The organism is Streptosporangium sp. NPDC053982, from assembly GCF_055585205.1.
The window spans coordinates 56,447-80,779 of sequence record NZ_JBVJKQ010000019.1; the positions used below are offsets into that span (position 1 = coordinate 56,447).

The 24,333-nt window shown below is 73.6% G+C and carries 23 protein-coding genes; 6 read left to right on the plus strand and 17 right to left on the minus strand.

Annotated features, from left to right (window positions below; genetic code table 11):
* Window positions 1–4 precede the first annotated feature (4 nt).
* The 4 genes from ACZ6W9_RS31030 to pdxH form a co-directional block, all read right to left on the minus strand.
* Window positions 5–2,245, minus strand: coding sequence for an ATP-binding SpoIIE family protein phosphatase (locus ACZ6W9_RS31030; RefSeq protein WP_470120908.1), 2,241 nt, complete (start codon window positions 2,243–2,245; stop codon window positions 5–7).
* A gap of 126 nt (window positions 2,246–2,371) precedes the next feature.
* Window positions 2,372–3,073, minus strand: coding sequence for a metal-dependent transcriptional regulator (locus tag ACZ6W9_RS31035; protein WP_362936873.1), 702 nt, complete (start codon window positions 3,071–3,073; stop codon window positions 2,372–2,374).
* A 196-nt stretch (window positions 3,074–3,269) separates the two neighbouring features.
* Window positions 3,270–4,517, minus strand: coding sequence for an MFS transporter (locus ACZ6W9_RS31040; protein ID WP_362936876.1), 1,248 nt, complete (start codon window positions 4,515–4,517; stop codon window positions 3,270–3,272).
* A 58-nt stretch (window positions 4,518–4,575) separates the two neighbouring features.
* A complete protein-coding gene (pdxH, locus tag ACZ6W9_RS31045) occupies window positions 4,576–5,229 on the minus strand; it encodes a pyridoxamine 5'-phosphate oxidase (RefSeq protein ID WP_362936879.1) in 654 nt (217 codons plus the stop codon).
* Window positions 5,230–5,398: 169 nt separating this feature from the next.
* Here pdxH and ACZ6W9_RS31050 point away from each other — a divergent pair, with 169 nt between their 5' ends.
* Both ACZ6W9_RS31050 and serC read left to right on the plus strand, forming a co-directional pair.
* Window positions 5,399–6,505 (plus strand): citrate synthase 2, encoded by a 1,107-nt coding sequence (locus tag ACZ6W9_RS31050; RefSeq protein WP_470120911.1) that lies wholly within the window; start codon window positions 5,399–5,401, stop codon window positions 6,503–6,505.
* 170 nt (window positions 6,506–6,675) lie between these two features.
* A complete protein-coding gene (gene serC / locus ACZ6W9_RS31055) occupies window positions 6,676–7,785 on the plus strand; it encodes a phosphoserine transaminase (RefSeq protein ID WP_389961940.1) in 1,110 nt (369 codons plus the stop codon).
* Window positions 7,786–7,835: 50 nt separating this feature from the next.
* On the opposite strand, the gene ACZ6W9_RS31060 is transcribed toward serC, so the two are convergent.
* A complete protein-coding gene (locus ACZ6W9_RS31060; RefSeq protein WP_389961942.1) occupies window positions 7,836–8,498 on the minus strand; it encodes a response regulator in 663 nt (220 codons plus the stop codon).
* On the minus strand, window positions 8,495–9,622 hold the full coding sequence (locus ACZ6W9_RS31065) for a sensor histidine kinase (RefSeq protein ID WP_362936891.1): 1,128 nt from the start codon (window positions 9,620–9,622) through the stop codon (window positions 8,495–8,497). The genes ACZ6W9_RS31060 and ACZ6W9_RS31065 overlap by 4 nt, the downstream gene beginning before the upstream one ends.
* Window positions 9,623–9,833: 211 nt before the next feature.
* Between ACZ6W9_RS31065 and ACZ6W9_RS31070 the strand changes: the two genes are divergently transcribed.
* Window positions 9,834–10,241, plus strand: a complete 408-nt coding sequence (locus tag ACZ6W9_RS31070; RefSeq protein WP_470120913.1) for a DUF6223 family protein — start codon at window positions 9,834–9,836, stop codon at window positions 10,239–10,241.
* A 132-nt stretch (window positions 10,242–10,373) separates the two neighbouring features.
* Here the strand turns inward: ACZ6W9_RS31070 and ACZ6W9_RS31075 are convergent, their stop codons facing one another.
* From ACZ6W9_RS31075 to ACZ6W9_RS31115, 9 genes are all read right to left on the minus strand, one after another.
* Complete coding sequence (locus tag ACZ6W9_RS31075; protein WP_389961948.1) at window positions 10,374–10,982, minus strand: GntR family transcriptional regulator; 609 nt, start codon at window positions 10,980–10,982, stop codon at window positions 10,374–10,376.
* 189 nt (window positions 10,983–11,171) lie between these two features.
* On the minus strand, window positions 11,172–11,825 hold the full coding sequence (locus ACZ6W9_RS31080) for a rhomboid family intramembrane serine protease (RefSeq protein WP_362936900.1): 654 nt from the start codon (window positions 11,823–11,825) through the stop codon (window positions 11,172–11,174).
* Between the two features lie 328 nt (window positions 11,826–12,153).
* Window positions 12,154–12,918: a crotonase/enoyl-CoA hydratase family protein gene (locus ACZ6W9_RS31085; RefSeq protein ID WP_389961951.1), complete on the minus strand. Its 765-nt coding sequence runs from the start codon at window positions 12,916–12,918 to the stop codon at window positions 12,154–12,156.
* Between the two features lie 25 nt (window positions 12,919–12,943).
* On the minus strand, window positions 12,944–13,717 hold the full coding sequence (locus ACZ6W9_RS31090; protein WP_389961953.1) for an SDR family NAD(P)-dependent oxidoreductase: 774 nt from the start codon (window positions 13,715–13,717) through the stop codon (window positions 12,944–12,946).
* 37 nt (window positions 13,718–13,754) lie between these two features.
* A complete protein-coding gene (locus ACZ6W9_RS31095) occupies window positions 13,755–14,102 on the minus strand; it encodes an STAS domain-containing protein (RefSeq protein ID WP_389961955.1) in 348 nt (115 codons plus the stop codon).
* 114 nt (window positions 14,103–14,216) lie between these two features.
* Entirely contained in the window at window positions 14,217–15,026 is an 810-nt protein-coding gene (locus tag ACZ6W9_RS31100; RefSeq protein WP_389962746.1) for an energy-coupling factor ABC transporter ATP-binding protein, read from the minus strand.
* Between the two features lie 50 nt (window positions 15,027–15,076).
* Entirely contained in the window at window positions 15,077–15,841 is a 765-nt protein-coding gene (gene cbiQ, locus ACZ6W9_RS31105) for a cobalt ECF transporter T component CbiQ (protein WP_362936912.1), read from the minus strand.
* The gene (locus ACZ6W9_RS31110) at window positions 15,841–16,878 is read right to left on the minus strand and encodes an energy-coupling factor ABC transporter permease (protein WP_470120917.1); all 1,038 of its coding nucleotides are present in this window, start codon (window positions 16,876–16,878) and stop codon (window positions 15,841–15,843) included. Before ACZ6W9_RS31110 ends, cbiQ begins: the two co-directional genes overlap by 1 nt.
* Before the next feature lie 70 nt (window positions 16,879–16,948).
* Complete coding sequence (locus ACZ6W9_RS31115; RefSeq protein ID WP_389961959.1) at window positions 16,949–18,784, minus strand: glycosyltransferase family 2 protein; 1,836 nt, start codon at window positions 18,782–18,784, stop codon at window positions 16,949–16,951.
* 439 nt (window positions 18,785–19,223) lie between these two features.
* On the opposite strand from ACZ6W9_RS31115, the gene ACZ6W9_RS31120 reads away from it, so the two are divergent.
* The gene (locus ACZ6W9_RS31120) at window positions 19,224–19,898 is read left to right on the plus strand and encodes a hypothetical protein (protein WP_389961961.1); all 675 of its coding nucleotides are present in this window, start codon (window positions 19,224–19,226) and stop codon (window positions 19,896–19,898) included.
* A 266-nt stretch (window positions 19,899–20,164) separates the two neighbouring features.
* Entirely contained in the window at window positions 20,165–20,911 is a 747-nt protein-coding gene (locus ACZ6W9_RS31125) for a DUF4097 family beta strand repeat-containing protein (protein ID WP_470120919.1), read from the plus strand.
* A 33-nt stretch (window positions 20,912–20,944) separates the two neighbouring features.
* Here the strand turns inward: ACZ6W9_RS31125 and ACZ6W9_RS31130 are convergent, their stop codons facing one another.
* Window positions 20,945–21,385, minus strand: a complete 441-nt coding sequence (locus tag ACZ6W9_RS31130; protein WP_470120921.1) for an anti-sigma factor antagonist — start codon at window positions 21,383–21,385, stop codon at window positions 20,945–20,947.
* 430 nt (window positions 21,386–21,815) lie between these two features.
* Here ACZ6W9_RS31130 and ACZ6W9_RS31135 point away from each other — a divergent pair, with 430 nt between their 5' ends.
* Window positions 21,816–23,066, plus strand: coding sequence for a carboxylate-amine ligase (locus ACZ6W9_RS31135; protein WP_470120922.1), 1,251 nt, complete (start codon window positions 21,816–21,818; stop codon window positions 23,064–23,066).
* A 93-nt stretch (window positions 23,067–23,159) separates the two neighbouring features.
* On the opposite strand, the gene ACZ6W9_RS31140 is transcribed toward ACZ6W9_RS31135, so the two are convergent.
* Window positions 23,160–24,326 carry an FAD-dependent monooxygenase gene (locus tag ACZ6W9_RS31140; protein WP_389961969.1) on the minus strand — a complete coding sequence of 389 codons (1,167 nt, stop codon included), beginning with the start codon at window positions 24,324–24,326 and terminating at the stop codon, window positions 23,160–23,162.
* Between the last annotated feature and the right edge of the window lie 7 nt (window positions 24,327–24,333).

Genomic DNA, 24,333 nt, shown 5'->3' on the forward strand with positions numbered 1-24,333 from the left:
AGCCTCAGCGGGTCTTGGTGGGGATCTCGAACCAGACGGCCTTGCCCTCCTTGGTGGGGCGTGATCCCCAGCGCCTGGCGAGCTGGTCGACGAGGTACAGGCCCCGTCCACCCTCGTCGTTCTCCCCGGCGCTGCGGATCCGGGGAAGCCGCAGGTCCTGGTCGAAGACCTCCACCCAGACCGAGTCGCGGCCCCGGCGCAGCCGGAGCGTGAACTCCTTCTCGGCGGTGACCTCGTCGTCGAAGTCGGGGCCGTCGCCCCAGGTCTCGTCGAACGACAGGGACGACAGCGAGGGGCCGTCCATCGGCAGCTCCCGCCGGGGGACGGTGGCGGTGGCGGCGTGCAGCACGACGTTGGTCACCACCTCGGAGACCAGCAGGCAGGCGAGTTCGGCGCGTTCCTCGGGGACGTTCCAGCCGGTGAACGCGTCCGACGCCATCCGGCGGGCCTCACCGACCATGATCGGCTGGGCCGGGAACGTCCGCTCCTCGACGTCGAGGTCGTCGGGGGCGGACCTGACCACGAGGATCGCCATGTCGTCGTCGATCTCGCCCGGCACCGCGAACGTCGCCACCTCGGCGAGGTGCTCCACCGACGCGCCGGCCTCCTCGGCGAGCCGCCGGCGGAGGATGTCGAAGGTCTCCTCCTCGGTAGGTGCCCGGCCGTCGGCGTCGCGCACCGGGCGGCGGTCCACGAGGCCGTCGGTGTAGAGGACGAGCGCGGCGCCCGGCGGCAGCGTCCGGGTCTCCTCCTTGTAGACCAGGTCGGCGTGCATGCCCTTGGCGCGGACGCCGAGGGGCTGGCCCACCTCCTCGATCTGAAGTTCCCGGCAGACCCCGCCGTGCAGCAGCAGCGGCGGGGCGTGGCCGGCGTTGGCGAAGGAGAGCTGCCGCGACCAGGCGTCGTAGACGAGGTACTGACAGGTGACGATGGGCGGGACGCTGACGTCGGTGCCGCTGTCGTCGCGCTCGGGGGTGGCGATGATGCGGGTCCACTCGTCGAGCTTGGCGAGGATCTCCGCGGGCGGCTTGTCGTCCTGGGCGAAGGCGCGCAGCGCGGCGCGCAGCTGGCCCATGACGGCGGCGGCCTTGGCTCCGCGGCCCTCGACGTCGCCGATGACGATGCCGACCCGGCCCGCCGACAGCGGGATGACGTCGTACCAGTCGCCGCCCACCTGGGTCTGGATGCCCTGGCCGTGGCTGGCGAGCGGGGCCGCCGGGTAGTAGCGGACCGCGATCTCCAGCCCGTCGAGCTCGGGCAGCGGCGCGGGAGGCAGCAGGTACTTCTGGAAGGACTCGGCGGTGTGCCGCTCCTCCTCGAACAGCAGCGCGTTGTCCACGGCCACGGCGACGCGGGTGGCGATGGCCCCGACGAAGTCGCGGTCGAAGGCGTCGTAGTGCGGGCTGCGCCGGTCGGTGAGGTTGGACAGCCCGAGGTACATCAGCCCGAGGGTCTCGCCGCGAACGCACAGGGGCGCCACGATGGCCGAGGTCAGGCCGATCTCGGCGGCCAGGCGGGTGTTGGCCTCGCCGGGGCTCGGGTAGTTGGTCTGCGCGAAGTCCTCGACCAGGACGGTCTCCTGACGGCGCAGCGCGATGTCGGCGTAGTGGCCCGGGGGGTAGCGGATCTCCGCCCCGAGCGGCGCCCACGTGTCCGGCGGCGGGCTCCAGCCCTGGACGTGGGTGGAGACCCTGCGGGTCAGCCGGTCGCCCTCCATCAGCTCGATGAAGCAGTGGTCGGCGAACTGCGGGACGAGCATCTCGGAGACCCGCTTGAGCGTCTCCTCGACGTAGAGGGATCCGGCGAGCCGCTCGCCGATCCGCTCCAGCAGCCCGAAGCGGTCCTTCTCCCGCTCGTTGCTGCGCATCGCCTCGCGGGCGGTGATGACGATGCCGCTGACCGATCCGGACGGGTGCCGCAGCGGTACGGCCTGCGCCCGGACGTAGATCATCGTCCCGTCGCCGCGGCGGACGTCGAACGTGCCCTCCCAGACCCCGCCCTTGAGGACGTGCTTGGCGAGCTCACCGGCGAGCGGATGGTCCTTCTCCATGACGCCGAGGGAGAAGGACTGTTCCCGGGAGGCCGCGGCCGCGGGGCGGCCGAAGAGCCTGTCGGCGAACGGGTTCCGGTAGAGGATGTTGCTGAATCTGTCGGTGACGACCACCGCCATCTCGGCGTGGTCGAGAACGGAACCGGCCGTCAGGTGGTCGGCGGTGTCCGGTGAGAGGTCCCCCCACCGCTTCATCCGGTGACCACCCCTTGAGGACGGGTGTGCGCAAAGCGAACCACGGTTGCTCCAGCTGCAGTCTCGGCCTGGGAGTGGAAGCGGAGGGGCTCCCCAGGGGGATCCAACCAAGCAGAGGGGCCCTGGTCAGCGAGTGGAGACGAAGACGTGCGCGGCGATCTCCCGCGGAAGCTCCGCAAGATTGTTCTCCGCCTCGTCGTCACCTGTCACCCGCACACCGTCGTCGCTCGCCGCGAGCGTTACCTCGCGTCCGGGTTGTATCCCAACTTGCTTGAGTTTAAGCATCACAGCCGGATCGCTTTGCACTTGTTCGCTAATTCGGCGGACGACGACGGGTATATCTCTGGGTCCGGCCAGAGCGGCCATCGACGGCAGCGACTCCCAGTCGCTCCCGGCGCCCTCGACGCCCAGCTCGTCGAGGCCGGGGATGGGGTTGCCGTGGGGGTCCTCGGTCGGGTTGTTGAGCAGGGAGACCAGGCGGGCCTCCACCGACTCCGACATGACGTGCTCCCAGCGGCACGCCTCGATGTGCACCTCCTCCCAGGGCAGCCCGATCACCTGGGTGAGCAGGCATTCGGCGAGGCGGTGCTTGCGCATGACGCGCGTCGCCAGGGTGCGGCCGAGGTCGGTCATGGCCAGGTGGCGGTCGCCCTCCACGCGGACGAGGCCGTCGCGCTCCATGCGGGCGACCGTCTGGCTGACGGTGGGGCCGCTCTGCTGCAGCCGCTCGGCGATCCGGGCCCGCAGCGGGACGATCCCCTCTTCCTCCAGCTCGAAGATGGTGCGGAGGTACATCTCCGTGGTGTCGATCAGGCCGTGTGCGGTCAAGGCTCCTCCGTCCTATCTCGATGCCTCCTCGTCCATCACGCGACGTTCCGCGAAGGGCGGTGCGGGACGGAAGAAGTCTCAGACCCCGACCCTATTGGGAGTATCGGGTCCGCGGTGGCAAAGGACGGCAACACCGGAGCGCGCCCGATGCTTCCCGGATGCCTCCCGGGTGCTTCCCGGACGCCTCCCGGACCGGTCAGACCTCGCGTGTGCCCGCACGGTAACCCCTGAACGAGGGCACCGCCAGCCCCACCGCGAGTACGGCGAGCGCGCACGCGATCCCGCCGCCCACCCAGGCCCCGGTGGCGCCGAACCACGTGGCGGTGGCCCCGGCGCGCAGGTCCCCGAGACGGGGCCCGCCGGCCACCACGACCATGAACACCCCCTGCATCCGCCCGCGCATGTCGTCGGGCGCGTGCGTCTGGAGGATCGTCTGCCGCCACACCGAGGAGACGAGGTCGGCGGCCCCGCCGAAGGCGAGCAGCGCGACCATCGCCCACAGCGCGCCCACCAGCCCGGACGCGGCGACGCTGAGCCCCCAGGCGGCGATCACGAAGGTGAGCGCCAGGCCCTGCCGCCGGACCCGGCCCACCCAGCCCGACATCAGCCCGCCGGCGACCGAGCCGATCGCCATGCTCGCCGACAGCCAGCCGAACGCGATCGGCGAGCCGCCGAACCGCTCGGCCACGATCTGGGGGAACAGCGCCCGGGGCAGGGCGAAGGCCATGGCGATGATGTCCACGACGAACGACATCATCACGATGGGGTGGCCGGAGACGTAGCGCAGGCCGTCCAGGACGGACCGGAGGCCGGGGCGGGTCACCTCGCCGAGCGGCGCCAGGCCCGGCAGCCGCAGCGTGGCGTAGAAGCCGGCGGTGAACAGCACGGCGTCGGCCAGGTAGGCGGCGGCGAGGCCGCCCCGGGCGAGCACGACCCCGGCGACCAGCGGGCCCACGACGCTGCCGACGCCTCCGGCGAGGTAGTTGAGCGTGTTGGCGGCCGGGACCATCTCCGGCGGGACGAGCCTGGGGATGATCGCGCCGCGGGTCGGGCCGGTGATGGCGAAGCCGGTGGCGTGCACGGCCGTGGTCGCCAGCAGCAGCCCGACGTTCGCGGTGCCGAGGACGGCCTGGGCCAGCAGGGCGAGCGTCGCGGCCCAGGCGATGACCGATCCGGTCAGCAGCAGCCTGCGCCGGTCCACGGCGTCGGCGACGGCGCCGCCCCACAGCCCGAAGACGATCAGGGGGATGAGGTTGGCCGGGCCGAGCATGCCGACCCAGAACGAGGAGGAGGTGATGTCGTAGATCTGGGCGCTGACCGCCACCGCGGTGAGCTGGAAACCGATGAACGACACGCCCTGCCCGGCCCAGAGCCGCCGGAAGGCCGGGACGGCGAGCGGACGGGTGTCCACCGCGAGCCGCCGCACCATGTCCCCGAACGCCACGATTCCCCCTCATCAAGGCTGATATATGCGGATATATCAGCAACGAGAGAGTAATGCGTCAGGGAGCCAGGCGTTCCACGACCCATCCGTCACCCGCGCGCCGGTACCGCAGGCGGTCGTGCATCCGGGAGACCTGGCCCTGCCAGAACTCCACCTCCACCGGCGCGACCCGGAACCCGCCCCAGAAGTCGGGCACCGGCGGATCCTCCGGCCAGCGCGCGGCCAGCTCGGCGTAGCGGGCGTCGAGCTCCTGCCGCGAGCCCACCACGGCCGACTGCCGCGACGCCCAGGCGCCGATGCGCGAACCGTAGGGGCGGGAGCGGAAGTAGGCGGCCGACTCCTCGCGCGGCAGCCGCGTCACCGTGCCCTCCACCCGCACCTGGCGGCGGATGGGGTGCCAGGGGAACAGCAGGCCGGCCCTGGGGTTCTCCCGGAGGTCGCGGCCCTTGCGGGACTCGTAGTTGGTGTAGAAGACGAACCCCCGTTCGTCGTAGCCCTTCAGCAGCACGGTGCGGGCCGTCGGCAGCCCGCCCGCCGAGCAGGTGGCGAGGATCATGGCGTTGGGTTCGGGGAGCCCGGCGTCCAGGGCCTCACCGAACCAGACGGTGAACTGCGTCACAGGATCGGGCGCGAGATCCCCCTCCGACAGAGGGTCGCCCTCGTAGGTACGGCGAAGGCCCGCGAGCGACGGCGGGCGCGAGGTGGCATCCACGGTTCGGTATTCTCCCGTGGTTGAACCAAGAGCATGCGCGCGCCCCCTACCTGGGACGATCGCGTTCCGGCGGGTCCGGGGCCACACCACTGTCCCCCACAAGGTTGAATATGACCCGCCGGTATCTCGACATCAAGGCTTTGACTTCAAGAAAGGGAGGCGGCCGAGAATGTCCGACTTCAAACCCGGGCTCGAAGGCGTCGTAGCTTTCGAGACGGAGATCGCGGAACCGGACAAAGAAGGGGGCGCCCTTCGCTACCGGGGCGTCGACATCGAAGAGCTGGTCGGCCGCGTCTCCTTCGGACACGTGTGGGGCCTGCTGGTCGACAACGAGTTCCAGCCGGGCCTGCCCCCGGCCGAGCCGTACCCCATTCCTGTCCACTCCGGTGACATCCGCGTCGACGTGCAGAGCGCGCTGGCCATGCTGGCCCCCGCGTACGGCTTCAAGCCGCTGCTCGACATCGACGACGACGAGGCGCGCGACAACCTCGCGCGCGCCAGCGTGACCGCCCTCAGCTTCGTCGCCCAGTCGTCGCGCGGCCTCGGCCAGCCGATGGTCCCGCAGAAGCGGATCGACGAGTGCGAGAGCATCGTCGAGCGGTTCATGACCCGCTGGCGGGGCGAGCCCGACCCCGCCCACGTCAAGGCCATCGACGCCTACTGGGTGTCGGCGGCCGAGCACGGCATGAACGCCTCCACCTTCACCGCCCGCGTCATCGCCTCCACCGGCGCCGACGTCTCGGCGGCGCTGAGCGGCGCCGTCGGCGCCATGTCCGGTCCGCTGCACGGCGGCGCCCCGGCGCGCGTGCTGCACATGATCGAGGGTGTCGAGCAGGTCGGCGACGCCAAGAAGTACGTGCAGTCCGAGCTCGACAAGGGCCAGCGCCTCATGGGCTTCGGCCACCGCGTCTACCGCGCCGAGGACCCCCGCGCCCGCGTGCTGCGCCGTACGGCCAAGGAGCTGAACGCGCCGCGCTACGAGGTCGCCGCCGCGCTGGAGAAGGCCGCTCTGGAGGAGCTGCACGCCCGCAAGCCCGACCGGGTGCTCGCCACCAACGTCGAGTACTGGGCCGCGGTCATCCTCGACTTCGCCGAGGTCCCCTCGCACATGTTCACCTCCATGTTCACCTGCGCCCGCACCGCGGGCTGGGCCGCCCACATCCTGGAGCAGAAGCGCACGGGCAGGCTCGTCCGCCCCAGCGCCAAGTACGTGGGTCCCGCGCAGCGTTCGATCAACGACGTCCCCGGCGCCGCCGAGGTCGTCGGCTCCGCCTGAGCCGTCGCGGCCGGCTTTCCGGACCGGGCTCCCCCGCCCGGCCCCGCCGACCCTCCCCCGCGGCCGCCGCGCGATCCCCTCGCGCGGCGGCCGTTCCGCTTGTCAGACACGAATGTCTCATCATGCGGACCTCGTACGAGTCACGCGGCATGGCTCAGTAGTCTGGCGGGGTGGCTGACATCGTGATTCCCACTGACATCAAGCCCGCCGACGGCCGCTTCGGCTGCGGGCCCTCGAAGGTGCGCCCCGAGCAGCTGTCCGCTCTGGCCGCCTCCGGATCGGCTCTGATGGGCACCTCCCATCGCCAGAAGCCGGTCAAGTCGCTCGTCGGGCGGGTGCGCGCGGGCCTCTCGGAGCTGTTCTCCCTGCCCGAGGGGTACCAGGTCGTCCTCGGCAACGGCGGCACCACCGCGTTCTGGGACATCGCCGCCTTCGGGCTCGTCCGGGACAGGTCGCAGCACCTGCACTTCGGCGAGTTCTCCTCCAAGTTCGCCGCGGTCACCGCCAGGGCCCCGTGGCTGGGCGACCCGACGGTGATCAAGTCGGACCCCGGCAGCCATCCGCAGGCCCGCGCCGAGGAGGGCGTGGACGTCTACGCCCTCACCCACAACGAGACCTCCACCGGCGTCGCCATGCCGATCCGGCGGGTCGGCGAGGACGGCTCGCTGGTCCTGGTGGACGCCACCTCCGGCGCCGGCGGCCTGCCCGTCGAGGCCGGCGAGTTCGACGTCTACTACTTCGCGCCGCAGAAGAGCTTCGCCTCCGACGGCGGCCTGTGGATCGCCCTGATGTCCCCGGCCGCGCTCGCGCGGGTCGAGGAGATCGCGGCGAGCGGCCGTTACGTGCCCGACTTCTACAGCCTGCCGACGGCGATCGACAACTCCGCCAAGGACCAGACCTACAACACCCCGGCGGTCGCCACGCTGTTCCTGCTCGCCGAGCAGATCGAGTGGATGAACGGCAACGGCGGCCTGGCCTGGACCACCGCCCGCTCGGCCGAGTCGGCCCGCCGCCTGTACACCTGGGCGGAGAAGACCTCCTACACCACCCCGTTCGCGGGTCCGGAGTTCCGCTCCAACGTGGTCGGGACCATCGACTTCGCCGACGGGGTGGACGCCGCGCAGGTGGCCAAGGTGCTGCGCGCCAACGGCATCGTCGACACCGAGCCGTACCGCAAGCTCGGCCGCAACCAGCTGCGCGTCGCGATGTTCCCGGCCATCGACCCCGACGACGTCGAGGCCCTGACCGTCTGCATCGACCACGTGGTCGAGCGTCTCTAGGTTCCGTTCCCGCGGCCCGGCCCCCGGCCGGGCCGCGACCGGGGAGGACCTCAGGAGCCGTTCGGGACCACCAGGCCGGACTCGTAGGCGAGGACCACGAGCTGGGCGCGGTCGCGGGCGCGGAGCTTGGTCATGGCGCGGTTGACGTGGGTCTTCGCGGTCATCGGGCTGATCACCATGTGACCGGCGATCTCGTCGTTCGACAGTCCCCGCGCGACCAGGGCGACGGCCTCGCGCTCGCGGTTGGTCAGTTCCCCCAGCGCCGCGGCGGCGCCGGTGCGGGGTGGCTGGGCGACGTACCGGTCGATCAGCCTGCGGGTGATCGACGGGGCGAGCAGCGCGTCGCCGCGCGCGGCGACGCGCACGGAGTGCAGGAAGTCCTCCGGCAGGACGTCCTTGACGAGGAACCCGGCCGCTCCGGCGCGCAGCGCCTCGAAGACGTGCTCGTCCAGGCCGTAGTTCGTCAGGATGACGACGTGCACCCCGGCCAGGGCCGGGTCCGCGGCGATGCGCCGGGTCGCCTCGATGCCGTCGAGGACCGGCATCCGGACGTCGACGAGCGCGATGTCGGGCAGGTGCTCCCTGGCCAGCTCCAGGCACTCGCTCCCGTCACCGGCCTCCGCCACCACCTCGATGTCGTCCTCCAGATCGAGGAGCGCGCGGAACCCGCTGCGGATGAGCGGCTGGTCGTCGGCCAGCAGGACACGGATCACGACACCCCGTCCACGGGAAGCTCGGCCTGTACGGTGAACCCGCCTCCGGCGCGCGGCTCCGCGCGCAGGCGGCCGCCGAGGGCGGTGACCCGCTCGCGCATCCCGAGCAGCCCGACGCCGGGCGCCGGGGCGTCGTCCGGCGTGGCCGCGCCGTCGTCGTCGACCCGGATGACCAGGGCGCCGGGACGGTAGTCGATGCGGACCGACGCCGTCGCGGCGGCGGCGTGCCGGGCGACGTTGGTCAGCGACTCCTGGACGATCCGGTAGGCGGTCCGGTCCACCGCGGCCGGCACGTCGTGCCGGCGTCCCCCGACCGTCAGTCTCGCGTCCAGGCCGGTCGCGCGGGCGCGCTCCACCAGTTCCGGGACGTGGCCCAGCCCGTGCGGCGGGGTCCTGGCGTCGTCGCGCAGCACCTCCAGGGTCGCGCGCAGCTCCCGGGCCGCCTCGCGGCCGGCCTCCCGGATCGCCAGCAGGGCCTCCGGCACCTCTTCGCCCCGCCTGCGGGCCACGTGGACGGCGGCCTCCGCCTGCACCTTGATGACGGAGATCTGGTGGGTGAGCGAGTCGTGCAGCTCCCGCGCGATGTGCAGCCGCTCCTCGTCGGCGCGGCGCCGCGCGGCCTCCTCCCGGGTGCGCTCGGCCTCCTCCGCCCGCCGCTCGGCCTGCCGCAGCGCCTCTCCCGCGGCGCCGGCCGCGATCAGCCAGGCGAGCTCCAGGGCTCCCCGGGCCCGCGCGAACGCCTCACCCGTGTCATGCATGCCCGAGACCAGGGCCGCCACGGGCAGCAGGCCCAGCATGGCCACGCTCGCCCCCACCGTGACGGCCCGGTGTCCCGCCCGCACGGCGGCGTACACCGCGAACAGGTACGGCACGGCGGGCACGTCGAAACCGGCCGCCTGGTAGCCCACCGCGCACAGCCCGGTGACGGCCAGGACGGGCACCGGGGCCCGGCGGCGCGCGGCCAGCGCCAGGCCGCCGGCGACCAGCAGCGCGTAGCCGAGCAGGTACGGACCCGTGGCGGGGTGCCGCCCGGACAGCCCCGTGACCAGCAGCACCGCCGCCATGCCGACGGCGATCGCCCAGTCCATGGCGTCCGCCCGCGCCCCGGACCGTCCTGTGCTCATGCGCGCACCCTAACCCGAGGCCCGCGCGGGCGACTCCTCCGTGCGGATGACCGCCCGGCTACCGCGCCCGCGGTATCCCCACGTCGGCCGCGTCAGCCTCGGCGGCCGGCTGCCGCGGCGGCGGCAGCGCGGATCGTCCGCGTCCGGCGGACGACCGGCGGCGGGTCCGGCGGGCATGATCGGCGGCATCCGATCGCAGGAGGAGCACTTCATGTCGTCCGTCCGTCACCTGCTCGCCGCCGCCGGAACCGCCCTGACCGGAGGTTCCGAGCACGCCGCGTCAGTGTCCGCGCAGGTCCTGGCCCAGCCGGTCGGCGTCGGCTACTTCACCGCCGGGCGTATCTGGGCCCTGGTCGCCATGGCACCGGCGCTGGCGGGCGTGGTCGCCGGCGTGTCGGCCCTGCGCGCCGCCGACCGTACCGGCGCCGCGCGGAAGGCCGCCGCGGCCCTGGCGTCGGGGCCGGCCGGCGTGGTCGTCGGCGGGCTGGTCGTGGTCAACTCCGAGGGCGGTCCCGGCACCGGCGGCGGGATCGTCGGGGGTTACCTGGCCCTGGCGCTGGGGGCGGCCGCCGTGATCATCGGCTGGCGGGCCCTGGCCCACTCCCGCCGCACCGCCTGACCGGCCCGGAGACCGCGCCGCGTGACCGAACCGGTCAGGTCGCGCCGCGTGACCGAGCCGGAGGCCGCGCCGCGTGACCGAGCCGGAGGCCGCGCCGCGTGACCGGGCGGGAAGCCGTGCCGTACGGCCGGCTCAGAACTCGTCGGCGCCGGTGACCTGGGCGATCGGGAAGACGTGGCGGGAGGCCGCGCAGACGGTCTCCAGGACGTGCACCGGCGTGCCGTCGTCGCCGTAGGCGGCGCGCACGATCCGCACCACCCACTCCCCCGGGTCGAGCCGGAGCGCGGCGGTCTCGGCGCCGGTGGCCGGCAGGGCGACGAGATACTCCTCGGCGTGACCGAAGCGGTGCCCGAGCGCCTCGATCCCGGCCTGCAGGGTCGGCGTGACGAAGCCGGGCGCGCAGATCGGGGTGCCGCCGAAGACGTCGAGGCGGAAGAAGCTCGTGGCGATCCGCACCGGCACGTCGTCCGCCAGCAGCAGCTTGCGGCGCGCCAGGACCTCCGTGCCGGGCTCGACGCGCAGGGCCTCGGCGATGTGCCCGGCGGCCGGTTCCGGGCCGACGTGGAGCATCTGACGACCCGGACGGACGCCCTGGGCGCCCGCCTCGGTCATGAAGAGCGACGCCGAGCCGCGCACCGCGGGCTCGGTGGGCAGCGCGCGCCTCACCAGCACGCCGCGGGACGCCGTACGGCGTCCTCCGGGGGCGTCCGCGGCGCGGTCGTCGGGTGTGGTGTCGTCCACGGATGCTCCGCTCCCCCGGGGCCGGCGTTCGTCCGGACCACTCTAGCCAGGCGCCCCGTCCGGACACCCCGGCCGGCCCCGCCGGGCGGCCGCCGTACGGTCCCCGCTCCCGTCCGGACACCCCGTCCGGGCATCCTCCGTCCGGCGCCCGCCGTATGGTCCCGGCTCCCGTGCCGCGCGCGGGGCGTCTCAGTAGGCGGGCAGGGCGCGGCGCCTGCGGCGCAGGACCCCCGCCGCCACGATCCCGCCGAGCAGCCCGAACAGGTGCCCCTGCCAGGAGATGCCCGCCTGGCCGGGCAGCACGCCCCAGATGATCGAGTAGTACGCCACCGCCACGCCGATGCCGATCACGATGTCCAGGGCGCGGCGGTCGAACAGGCCCCGGGCCAGGACGAAGCCGAAGTAGCCGAACACCAGCCCGCTCGCGCCGACCGTGACGTACGTCGGCGGGCTGGTGAACCACACGCCCAGGCCGCTGATCACGATGATGATCAGGCTGGCGGCCAGGAAGCGGCCGATGCCGCGCAGCGCGGCGAGGAAGCCGAGGATCAGCAGGGGCAGCGAGTTGGCCATCAGGTGGCCGAAGCCCGCGTGCAGGAACGGGGCCAGGAGGATGCCCGACAGTCCCTCCGGGTTCCAGGAGCGGATGCCGTAGGCGTCGAAGTCGGCGGGCAGCACGTAGTCGGCGATCTCGCTCGCCCACATGACCGCGACGAGGAGGATGTTGACCACCGCCGCGCCCGCGGCGCTCGCGGCCAGGTCACCGGCCCGGCGGCGGAACCGGGCGGTGGAGGACGGGTTGGACGGGCCGGTCGGGCGGACCCCGGTCGGGTGGTCGTTCATGCACTCTCCTGGCCGTCGGAGCCTCGCGTGGACATCACGTGCCCCCGCCCGGGTTGTCCACACCTTTACGGTATGCACTTCACGGCGGAAATGCGCTCATCTTCGGGACCCGTTTCCCGGCGGCGGAAGCGCCGGCGGGAAACGGGTCCGGGACGGCCCGAGAGCGCGCCGCCGGGAGACGGCCCGGGACGACCGGGCCGCAGGCCCCGGACGGCCCGAGCGCGCCCCGGGACGGCCCTGGCAGGAGGCCCCGGACGGCCGGGGAAGAGCCCCGGGGACCGGGAGACGGCGGGCCCCGGAACGGCCGGGAGGCGTGCGGCGCGGAGCGCTACTCGCCCCGCCACCGGGGGGCGCGCTTCTCCGCGAAGGCCGCCGCGCCCTCCATGGCGTCCTTGGAGCCGAACACCGGGTTGATGATCTCCTGCTGCCGCGCGAACATCTCCTCGGTGCTCCAGTCGGCCGACTCGACGATCACCCGCTTGGTCGCGGCCAGCGCCAGCGGGGCGTTCGCCGCGATCCGCCGGGCCAGCTCGACCGCCCTGGCCAGCGCCTCACCCGCGGGCGTGACGTGGTTGACCAGGCCGGCCTCCCGCAGCCGGGAGGCCGGGAAGTGGTCACCGGTGAGGGCGATCTCCATCGCGAGGTGGTACGGGATGCGCCGCGGCAGCCGCATGACCCCTCCGGCCCCGGCGACCAGGCCGCGCCTGGGCTCCGGCAGCCCGAACTTCGCCTCCTCGGAGGCGATGACGATGTCGCAGGCCAGCGCCAGCTCGAACCCGCCGGCCAGGGCGTAGCCCTCGACCGCGGCGATGATCGGCTTCTTCGGGGGAGCCTCCACGAGACCGCCGAACCCCCGGCCCTCCACGACCGGGAAGTCACCGGTCAGGAAGCCCTTGAGGTCCATGCCGGCGCAGAACGTGCCGCCGGCGCCGGTCAGGACGTAGGCGGCGACGTCCTTGCGTTCCTCCAGCTCGTCCAGGGCCGCGGCGACGCCCCGGGCCACCGCGCCGTTGACGGCGTTCCTGGCCTGGGGGCGGTTGATCGTGATGACGGCGACGCCGTCCTCGACGTCGACCAGAACCTCGTCAGACACCGGTCACTCCTCCCTGGGCTGGAAACTACTTGGGCTGGAAGCGGATGCCGCCGTCGAAGCGGACGACCTCGGCGTTCATGTAGTCGTTCTCGATCAGCGCGCGTACCAGGTGGGCGAACTCCGAGGGCCGGCCCATCCGCTTGGGGAAGACCACCGGCGCCACCAGCTTGGCCTTGAACTCCTCGGCGTTGCCCGAGAAGCCGTAGATGGGGGTGTCGATGATGCCGGGGCAGATCGTGTTGACGCGGACGCCGATGGCGGCCAGGTCGCGCGCGGCCGGGACCGTCATGCCGACGATGCCGCCCTTGGACGCCGAGTAGGCCACCTGGCCGGTCTGGCCCTCCAGCGCCGCCACCGAGGCGGTGTTGATCACCACGCCGCGCTGGCCGTCCTCGTCGGCGGGCTCGGTCTTGGCGATGGCCGCCGCGCCGATGCGCATGAGGTTGAAGGTGCCGATCAGGTTGACGTCGATGACCTTGCGGTAGGAGGCCAGGTCGTGCGGGGAGCCGTCGCGGTTGACCGTACGGGTGGCCCAGCCGATGCCGGCGCTGTTCACCACGACGCGCAACGGCTTGCCCGTCGCCACGGCGGCGTCCACCGCGGCCTGCACCTGCTCCTCGTCGGACACGTCGGTCTTGACGAACAGGCCGCCGAGCTCGTCGGCGATGGCCTTGCCGCGCTCCTCGTTGAGGTCGGCGATGACGACGGTGGCGCCGTGCGCGGCGAGCTCGCGGGCCGTGGCCTCGCCGAGACCGCTGGCTCCGCCCGAGATGATTGCTGCTGCTCCGTTCAGGTCCATGAGCGGACTTTAACGCGGGGACCGAATGAAGTTCTACTCAGGGTGGCCAAATCTCCCCCACGGCGCCGTCCACGTCGGGGTAGACCTTGATGCGCCGGTCGAGGCCGGTGGTGCGCAGGATCCGCGCCACCGGGGTCTGCGGCGAGGCCAGGCGGACCCCGCCGCTCTGGGCCGTGGTCAGCCGCCAGGCCTCGATCAGCACGGACAGGCCGCTGGAGTCCATGAACGACAGGTCGGTGAGGTCGAGGACGAGCCGTGGGCCGTCGAGCTTGATGGCGTCGCGGATCTCGTCCCTCAGGAAGGGAGCGGTGAACAGGTCGAGCTCTCCCTCGACGGCCACCACCACGGCGTCACCAACGGGACGGCGAGCCAACCGCAGCTTCATCACTCCTCCTCGGGACCCGTGAGGCAGCCCCCACTTTACTTCGGCATCACCGCCTGTGAGGTCCCACGACCGTGCGGATCATCCCGCTGGCTCAGGAGTTTTCCCTACAATCCATCACATATCACCGGCGCCGCCCGCACGTTCCATGCCGGCGCCGTCCGGGATCGCGAAGCCGTACGGCAGCTCCAGGCGGTGGGCGGCGAGCAGATCCGGGTCGGCGAGGAGCTCCCGCGTCGGCCCGTCGGCGACGATCACGCCCCCGGAGAGGATGAGCGAGCGCTCGCACAGCTCCAGCGCGTACGGCAGGTCGTGCGTGACCATCAGCACGGTCACGTCCAGGCTCCGCAGGATCTCGGCCAGCTCGCGGCGGGAGGCCGGGTCGAGGTTCGACGACGGCTCGTCCAGCACCAGGATCTCCGGCTCCATGGCCAGCACGGTCGCCACCGCGACCCGGCGTCGCTGGCCGAAGGACAGGTGGTGCGGCGGCCGGTCGGCGGCGTGCAGCATGCCCACGCGCTCCAGCGCGGTGACGACCCGGCGCTCCAGCTCGTCGCCCCGGACGCCCATGTTGGCCGGGCCGAAGGCGACGTCCTCGCGGACGGTCGGCATGAAGAGCTGGTCGTCGGGGTCCTGGAAGACCAGCCCGACCCGCCTGCGGATCTCCTTGAGCGAGTCTCCCCCCACCGGCAGCCCGGCCACGGTCACCGTGCCGTGGCCGGCGGTCAGGATGCCGTTGAGGTGCATCACCAGCGTGGTCTTGCCCGCGCCGTTCGGGCCGAGCAGCGCCGCCCGCTCCCCCCGCTCCAGGCGGAGGTCGACGCCGAACAGCGCCTGCGTGCCGTCCGGGTAGGCGTACGCCAGCCGGCTCACCTCCAGCGACGGCACGGCGCCCGTGCCCGTCTCCGCGCCCGCGCCCGTGCCCATGCCCGTCTCCGCGCCCGCGTCGGCGCCCGTACCCGCGCCCGTCCCAGCGCTCACGCCAGCCCCCAGACTCCCAGCAGCGCCGCGAGCGCCACGCCAGGCAACATACCGGCGGCCAGCCACTGCCGCGACGAGGCGGACGCGTCGGCGAGCACCGGCATCGACCCGGTGTAGCCGCGGCTGAGCATCGCCAGGTGCACCCGCTCGCCCCGCTCGTAGGACCGGATGAACAGCGCGCCCGCCGACCTGGCGATCACCGGGATGTGCCGGACGTCCCGCGCGGCGAACCCCCGCGACTCCCTGGCCACCCGCATGCGCCGCATCTCGGCGAGGATCACGTCCAGGTAGCGGAGCATGAACATGGCGATCTGCACCAGCAGCTGCGGCAGCCTGAGCCGCTGCGCGCCCAGCAGGATCATCCGCGGGTCGGTGGTGGCCGCGAGCAGGACGCTCGCCAGCACCCCCAGGGTGGCCTTGACCAGGATGTTCCACGCCGCCCACAGGCCGGCCACGCTGAGCGACAGCCCGAGGAACGGCGTCCGCCCGCCGGACCCGACGAACGGCAGGGCCACGGCGAACACCACGAACGGCACCTCGACCGCCATCCGCCGCAGCAGGAAGCCCGGCGGGACCCGCGCGATCACCGCCACGGCCGCCAGCAGCGCGCCGTAACAGGCGAACAGGCCGAACCACTCGCGCGGGGTGGCGACCACCACCAGCGCGAAGCACACCACCGCCGCCAGCTTGCACTGCGGCGGCAACCGGTGGACGGGTGAGTCTCCCGGCAGGTGGAGGCGGTGGTGGTGCCCGGCGCCCATCAGGCCGCCGCCCCCTCCCGCGTACGGCGCCGCACGGCGGTGAACAGCCCGCCGCCGACCGCCAGCGTCACCCCGGCACCGAGCAGGCCCGCCACCCCGACCGGGAGGCCGCCCCGCTCGCCGTAGTCGGCCAGCGGCTGGTCGCCCAGCGCGTGGTCGGTGGCGCGGCCGGCGAAGCCCTTGTCCTCGGCGACCCGCTCCAGGCCGTCGGGCGAGGCGGAGGCGTAGAAGCTGACGCCACCGGCCAGCACCGCGGTCAGCGCGATGGCGGCCGGGGCGAACCAGCCGAGACGCCGGCGCGGGGCGGTCGTCGTGTTCCCCGGGTTCCCGGGGTTCCCCGGGAACCCGGTCTCGACCTCCTGACCGCCGGGGCCGCGCAGGACCAGCGGGGCGGCCAGGCCGCGCGCGCCGTACACCAGGTCGGGGCGGACGGCCAGGACGGTGCTGACGGTGACCGCGGTGATCAGGCCCTCGCCGATGCCGATGAGCGTGTGCACGCCGCCCATGGCCGCGGCGACCGTGCCGACCGCGACGGGCGCGGTGCCGCCGAGCCAGAACAGCAGGGTGAACGCCAGCGCCGTGACGGGCACCGAGAGCAGCGCGGCGGCGAAGGAGGCGGCGACGACCGCCCCGCGGCCGCGCGCGACCCGGGTGACGAGCCGGAAGACGCCCCAGGCCACGAGGACCGAGACGATGCCCATGAGCGTGATGTTGACGCCCAGCGCGGTCAGGCCGCCGTCCGCGAAGAAGAAGCCCTGCACCAGGAGCACGACGGCTATGCACAGCACCGCCGTGTACGGTCCCACGAGGATCGCGGCGAGCGCGCCGCCGAGGAGGTGGCCGCTGGTGCCCGCCGCCACCGGGAAGTTCAGCATCTGGACGGCGAAGACGAAGGCGGCGACCAGGCCCGCCATCGGGGCCGTCCGGTCGTCGAGCTCGCGGCGGGCGCCGCGCAGCGCCACCGCCACCCCCGCCGCGGCGACGACGCCGGCCGACAGTGATACGGCCGGGGTGAAGAATCCATCGGGTACGTGCACGGCGAACCTCCCAAGTGCGGCATCGCCCCCATACTTTAGGCCATTGACTTGTAGTTGCAATTAAGTGGCATTAACGGAGCAGTCTCCGGACGAACGTCCCGGGGGTGAGGGTCCGCACCGCCGTGCTCAGCCGCCCCTTGCCCGCCGTCGCGTAGGGGCGGACGTTCCGCCGGACCAGGCCGCGCCACCAGGTGCGCGGCGGCGCGATCGCCTCCGCCGACGCCTCGATCCGGAAGAGTGCGGGCGGGCCGCCGAGATCGAGCTCCAGGTAGGCGTCCCAGGTGCCGGGCCCGAGCCGGCTCGCCGCCTGCCGTACCGCGAACGCGCCGCCCTCCCCGGCGACGACCGGCTCGCGGCGCTCCCGGCCCGAGCACCGCTCCCGCCAGACCAGGTGCCGTACGGCGCGCGCCGCCGGCCGGGCCGCGCCCACCGTGACCTCCCCGTCGATCGCCAGCCGGTGGCCGAACATCCAGCGGGTCCGCGTCAGGCGCACGTTGCCCGGGACGCTGACCACGTGGCCGCCGACGTCGACGCTGAGGTTGCCGTGCGGCCGGGTGAAGTACGGCAGCGCCACGACACCGCCCGTCACCCGGGGCGTGGGCGGGACGACCAGCCCGGCGCGGTCGGAGCCCAGCCGGGCCAGCCGGGCGACCCCCTCGCACTCGATCCGCACGTGGACGTCCCAGACGCCGGAGGACAGCGCCGCGACGTCGATCGGCCCGACGAAACCCTCGGGCCCGCCGGTGACCGGGACCACGACGTCGCGGGGCCGCTCCGGGCCCTCGTGACGCCGCCGCAGGACCAGCGCGAGGCCGCCCACCTCCGGCTCCGGGCCGTCGCCCCCGACCGGCGCGCCGAACGCCACACGGCCGGAGACGGCCAGCCGCCCCTCGGCGTCCCAGCGCAGGCCGGTGAGCTCACGCCGGATCGCGGCCGACTCGACGTGCGCCAGCCGGACGAGGCGGTCGATGTCCCGGAGCGCGGCGAGCCGGCTGCGGTCGATGGCCCGCAGCCGGTCGCGGACCCCGTCGGTCAGCCAGCGGTCGCACAGGTCGGCCACCTCGGCGGCGATCTCCTCCCGCTGGGCGGGGCCCGCCTCCAGGAACGGCCTGCCCAGACTGCCGAAGGCGTCCATCCGGAAGTGCCGCCGCAGCAGGTGGTCGCGGAGCGCCCCCGGCCGGACGTGGGAGGTCATCACCTCGATCGGCTTCCTGATCATCCGCAGCCAGGCGACCGGGTCGCGGCTGCCCGGCCGCTGCATGATGCTGCTGCCGTCGGGCCGGTCGACCAGGTGGTAGCAGTCGTAGTCGGCGACCACCGAGATCACCTCGGCGTGGCAGTAGGCGTGGGTGGTGAAGACCACGTCCTCGCCCACCAGCAGGCTCTCGTCGAAGCGGATCGCGTGGCGTTCCAGCATCTCCCGGCGGAACAGCTTGAAGCAGCTCAGGCTGTTGTAGACCGCGCTGTCGCCGAGCGGCACCCGGTCGGCGTTCTCGTGGAACATCGAGACCGGCGCGCGCCGGCCGTGCCCGACGATCTTCCCGAGGACGATGTCGGAGCCGTTGCGGTCGGCCATGGCGAGCATCCGCTCCAGCGCCTCCGGGCCGAGGTGGTCGTCGGCGTCGCAGAAGAACACGTATCTGCCGCGGGCGTGGGAGAGCCCGACGTTGCGGGGACGGCCCGCGCCGCCGGAGTGCCCCTGCCGGAGGACCCGCACCACTCCGGGATGGCACGCGGCGTAGAGGTCGAGCAGTTCGGCGCCGCCGTCGGTGGAGCCGTCGTCCACCACGACGATCTCCCGGGAGACCCGCTGGACCAGGATGGACGTCAGGCACCGGTCGAGGTAGGGACGGCAGTTGTGGACCGGCACGACGACGCTGACGTCGATGTCGCGCAGCACGTCCACGCGGGGCGGGGCCCCCGCGCGGGCCGCCCCCCGGCGCCCGGCCCTTCCCGCGGGGCCCGCTCCCGTCGTCTCCCCGGCCTCCCCGCCATGGCCGGTCCGGACTCGCTGAAGGATCGTCCCCGTCACCGCCGCGCCCCTCGTCGGTTACTTTCCGCTTTCTTGGCGTTACAGTATGCGTCGTGGAACCCTCCGCCCGTGGCGGATCCGCGGTGTTGGTCCGCCGGTCTTCGGGCCGCCGCGCCATCGGAGGCGGAGAACACCCGGTTCGTACGGTTCGCCGCCGCACCGGCGTCCGGCGGGCGGGTCCGCGGGGACCACCGTGGTGATCGTGTCAAGGACGCCGGACCGTTCCGGGCCGGGACCCGGGGCCGGCGGCCTGTATGCATTCATGATCACGACATGAGTTTGCCTTGCCGCCCCACCAGCCAATCTCCACGACATGAACGTGACACCGAACACCCACGGCATGACCGGAACACACGTCCACGACGCGACCGGGGCGCCGGACGGCGACCGGCGCCCGGAGGGCCGCCCCGCCGTCTCCGCCCGCGCGCTCGTCCTGACGGCCTGCGCGATGTCGCCCGCGCTCTGCCTCCCCCTCCCCGCCTCGGCCGCCGCGCCGGTCGCCGGTCCGGCGGCCGCCTCCGCCCCGGCCGTCGCGGTCCCGGCCGCCGGGCCGCAGGGGCCCGCCGACGGGAGCGCGCCCCTGCGCTTCCGGCTGCGGTCGACGGCGAACTCCAGCCAGGTCAACGGCGGGGCCCGGGAGTTCAGCATCGGGGTGGACGTGCAGAGCCTCAACAAGGGACCCGTGACGCTCGTCGGGATCGGCCGCAGCGGCCCGGGGCTGCGGCTGATGTCCGCCGACGACACCCCCCAGACGGTCCAGCCGAAGGAGCGGGTGAGCTACGAGCTGCGCTACCGGGTGACCGACTGCGACGCCGTGCCGCGGAAGGACTGGCCCGTCCCGGTCCGCGTCAGGCAGGGCGCGAGCCGGCGGGTCGTCGAGGTCCCGCTGGCCGGGTTCGACCGGGACGCCATGGAGGGCGGCGAGGGATCCTCGGCGACCGTCCCCTGGCAGGCGGCCATGGCCGGGGAGGTGTGCCGGATCTTCTGACGGCCTCCCGTACGGACGTCCCGACGGCGCCCGGCGTCTCCCGTACGGACGTCCCGACGGCGCCCGGCGTCTCCCGGAGACGTCGAGGGACGGCTCCGGCCGGGTAAAACGTTCCGCGGTTCGATGCGGAACGGCGTCCTCCGCCGGGCGGCCCGGAGTACCTTCGGGGTGCTCCGGGCCTTCCCGAAGCCGGCGCCGTACGGCCAGGCGGCCCCGTTCCGCGTCCCCTCCCGCCAGGGCGGAGAGGCTCCGCGTGGAGGTGATCGATGACAGTCGTCGCGGCGGTGCTGCTCGCGACCGGCCTGGCGGTCTCCGGCTGCGAGGCCGGCGGCGCCGTGGTGCCGGGAGGACTCACCGGGCCCGTGCCGCCCGGCGGTCCGGGCGGCCCCGGGGGCTCCGAGCGGCACGAGACCGTCTCCTACGACGTCGCCGGCCCGCTGACCGGCCTGAGGGTCGCGACCGCCGGGACCATCGAGGTGACGGAGACGTCCCGCCCCGGGGCCCACGTCACCGAGAGCCTGCGGTGGACGGACCGCAGGCCCGTCACCCGGCATCCCGTGCTGGACGGCACGCTGACGCTCGACTACACGTGCCCGCCGGTGTCCGACGGGATCGGCCGGACGTGCGTCGTGGACTACCGGGTGGAGATCCCGCGCGGCCTGCGGGTCAAGGCCGACAGCGGGGCCGGGCGGATCGGGCTGCACGGCCTGTCGGGCCCGGTGGAGGCGAGCTCGGGGGCCGGTGACGTCGTGGCCGACGGCCTGACGGGCCGGCAGGTGGCCGCCGCGGCCGGGGCCGGCGCCGTACGGCTGGGGTTCGCCGGCCCGCCCGACGCGGTGGACGTGCGGACCGGCACCGGCGACGGCGTGGTACGGCTGCCGCCCGGGACCTACCGGGTCGTCACCGGCACCGCCACGGGGCTCACCCGGGTCGCCGTCGCCGACGACCCGGCCTCGCCGCGGCTGGTCCGGGTCCTCACCGGCACGGGGAACATCGACGTCTCCCCCGCGTGACCCGGCTCGTCCCCGCTGCCGGCGGATGGCGCCTCAGCCTTCGGATGACCCTCCGGGGACGGTGACCGCCCTCCCGGGCCTCCCGGGCCTCCCGGGCCTCCCGGGAGCGGTGACCGCGCGGAAGGCGTCGACGAAGGTCGGATGGATGTCGAAGACGTTGTGCAGCCCCGTGGCCAGCAGCAGCCGCTCCAGGCTTCCGTGGACGCCGCTGAGCGCCAGCCGCAGCCCCTGGTCCTCGCTGCGGTGCAGCGCCAGGACCAGCTCGCTCATCCCCACCGAGTCGCAGAAGGAGACCTCCGCCAGATCCACGACCAGCGCCGGGGCGGCGGGCCGCTCCGTGGCCTCCCGCAGCCGGTCGCGCAGCACCGGCGCCGAGCCCAGGTCGAGCTCCCCGCGGGCGCGGAGGATGACCACTCCGTCACGCGTCTGGGACGAGATGGTGAGCGCCGTGGCGCTTTGCGGCTGGGACGCCATGATCATTTCCTCATATCCGTATTCCGTGATCCGCAACAGGTGACGGGCACGTCCGCCGCCGGACGCGGCGGAACACGGGGATGTCACCCTCGTGACCGGCCGGATCGCTGGACGAACGCCGAAAAAAACGGTGTTATCCGCTCGTGGACCCCCTCATCCGCACGCGATGGCCGACCGTCGCCGGCGACCGGTCCCGCTCCACACCGGATCACGCCGGAGTGGAGGCAACCACGCCTCCCTACCCGATCACCGTCCTGTCACACCGGTTCCGGGAGACGTCAGCCTTTCAGTTGTCTCCCAATGGCATCCCCAAAATCAGGAGAAAGACCCCAAAAGCACCCATAAATCCTGTTTTAGGGATGGATGTCCGGGCAGACGTGCCTCGCCCGGGGCCTCCCAGGCAGGTCCGAAGAAGGAGCCCCGATCCGCCGTGCCCGATCGCCACGACCCGCAGCAGGAATCCCCGTTCACGGCCACGCGGGAGCCGGGCACGCCGACGGCCACCGTCCCCGGGAGGGCCGCCGCCTCCGAGCTCACCCTGGGCATCGAGGAGGAGCTTCTGCTGGTCGATCCGCGGACCGGCCTGGCGCTGCCCCTCGCGGAGGAGGTGCTCGGACGCGTGACCGGCCCGGCCCGCGGCCGGATCGTGCCGGAGCTGACCCGGATGCAGATCGAGGTCAACAGCGGCGTCCACACCGGGCTGCGCGACCTCGCGGACGACCTGCTGCGGCTGCGCGGCGCCGCGGCCGAGGCCGCCGCGGGGGCCGGAGCCGCTCCGGCCGCGTGCGGCACGTGCCTGGCGGGGGACGGCGGCATGCCGCCGCTGACGGACTCCCCCCGCTACCACCGCATCCACGGGCACTACCGGGCGCTGCTGCGGGGCCAGGTGGTGTGCGGCTGCCACGTGCACGTCGGCATCCCCGACCGGGAGGAGGCCGTCCAGGTCATGAACCACGCGCGGCCCTGGCTGCCGACCCTCCTGGCTCTGTCCGCCAACTCCCCCGTCTGCGACGGCGTCGACACCGGGTACGCGAGCTGGCGGGCCACGCTGTGGTCCCGGTGGCCGAGCGTCGGGCCGCCGCCCGTCTTCGAGTCCGCCGCGCACTACGACGCCCTCGTCGAGACCCTGTGCGAGAGCGGGACCATCCTGGACCGCGGGATGCTCCACTGGCTGATCAGGCCCTCCCACCACCTGCCGACCCTGGAGTTCCGCACCGCCGACACCTGCGCCACCGTGGAGGAGGCCACGGTGCTGGCCGGGCTGGTCCGCGGGCTGGTCGCCGCCCTCCTCGCCGACGTGCGGCGCGGCGTCCCGCCGCCCCCGGTCGACCAGACGCCGCTGCTCGCCGCGTACTGGCGGGCGGCCCGCGACGGCATCGAGGGCGACGGGGTGGAGCTCCCCTCCGGCCGCCGGGCGCCTGCCTGGGAGCTGGCCGGCCGGCTGCTGGACCGCGCCCGCCCCGGCCTGGAGGAGAGCGGCGACCTCGGCCTGGTGGCGACCGGGCTGGATCGGATCCGGCGCCTCGGCTCCGGCGCGGCCCGCCAGCGCGCCGCCTACCACCGCCGCCGGCGGGTGACCGACGTGGCCGAACTGGTCGTCCGGCAGACCCTGGCCGTCCCCGGTTTCCTCACCGGCCTTCCCCCGCGGCCGCGCCCGGCCGCCGCCGACCTCCCCTTCTGACGGCGGGCGCGGGGGCGGAGGGGCCGTTCCCGGCGGCGGGGGCCGTTCACAACGGCGGGGGCCGTTCACGGCGGCGGGGGCGGAGGCCCGGTGTCACCTCGCGGCGGAGGCCGCGACGAGCGACGGATAGTCCTTCAGCTCAATGTCCGTGGCGAACCGGTCGGTCAGCTTCACCATGAGCGCGAACATGAGCCGGCGCCGGAACATCCAGTTCCGCATCCTGATCCTCCCGCGGGTCGACGGGGCGAGGAAAGCGCCGGCGTCGCCCTCCCGGGTCACCTTGGCGTAGCCGCGGAGCAGCTCCTCGTACCCGCGGAACCCCGCCCGGTGGTCGCCGCCGGCCAGCGCCAGCTCCCCGGCCAGCACGTACGCGCCCACGACGGCCAGGCCGGTGCCGAAGCCACCGAGGGTGTTGCCGTAGGCGGCGTCGCCGAGCAGCACCACCCGCCCACTGGCGTACCGGTCGATGTGGACCCGGCTGATCGAGTCGAGATAGAGCTCGCGGGCGTGCGGCAGACGAGCGAGGATCTCGGGCACCCGCCAGCCCGCGCCCCGGTAGGCGTCGACGAGGATCCGCTTCTGCGCCTCGACGTCGTAGCGGTCGTAGTCGATCGGCGGGGAGGCGAAGACGAAGAAGACGGGCGAGCTGGGGCCGCCGAGCGAGACCATCCGGCCGGGCTCGTTGTACATCCCGGTGCCGAGGCCGGCGCCGAGGTCGGCCAGCGCGTAGTGGTACCCGAGGAAGCGCACGTACTCGGACTCGGGGCCGAAGGCCAGCCGCCGCACGTTGGAGTGGATGCCGTCCGCGCCGACCACCAGGTCGAAGGTGCGCGGCGCGCCGCGCTCGAAGGTGACGTGCACGCCGTCCGCCGTCTCGGTGAGCGAGGTGATCGAGTCTCCGAAGACGTACTCGCAGCGGCCCGCCGTCCTCTCGTACAGCAGGGCCGACAGGTCGCCGCGGAGGATCTCGACGTCGCCGCCGGTGAACTCGCCGGGCAGGACCGCCAGCCGTCGTCCGGCGGCGTCGACGATGTCCTGGTCGGTGCCGCCGGTCTGACGGCGCCGCACCTCCTCCAGGACGCCCATCCGCCTCAGCACGGAGAGCTGGGCCTCGCCCTTGAAGTCGACGGCCTGCCCTCCGGGGCGCAGCGAGGGCGCCCGCTCGACGACGGTGACGGCGCAGCCGTAGCGGTTCAGCCAGTAGGCGAGTGCGGGGCCGGCGATGCTCGCGCCGGAGATGAGGACCGTGGTGTTCTTCATGCCTCCG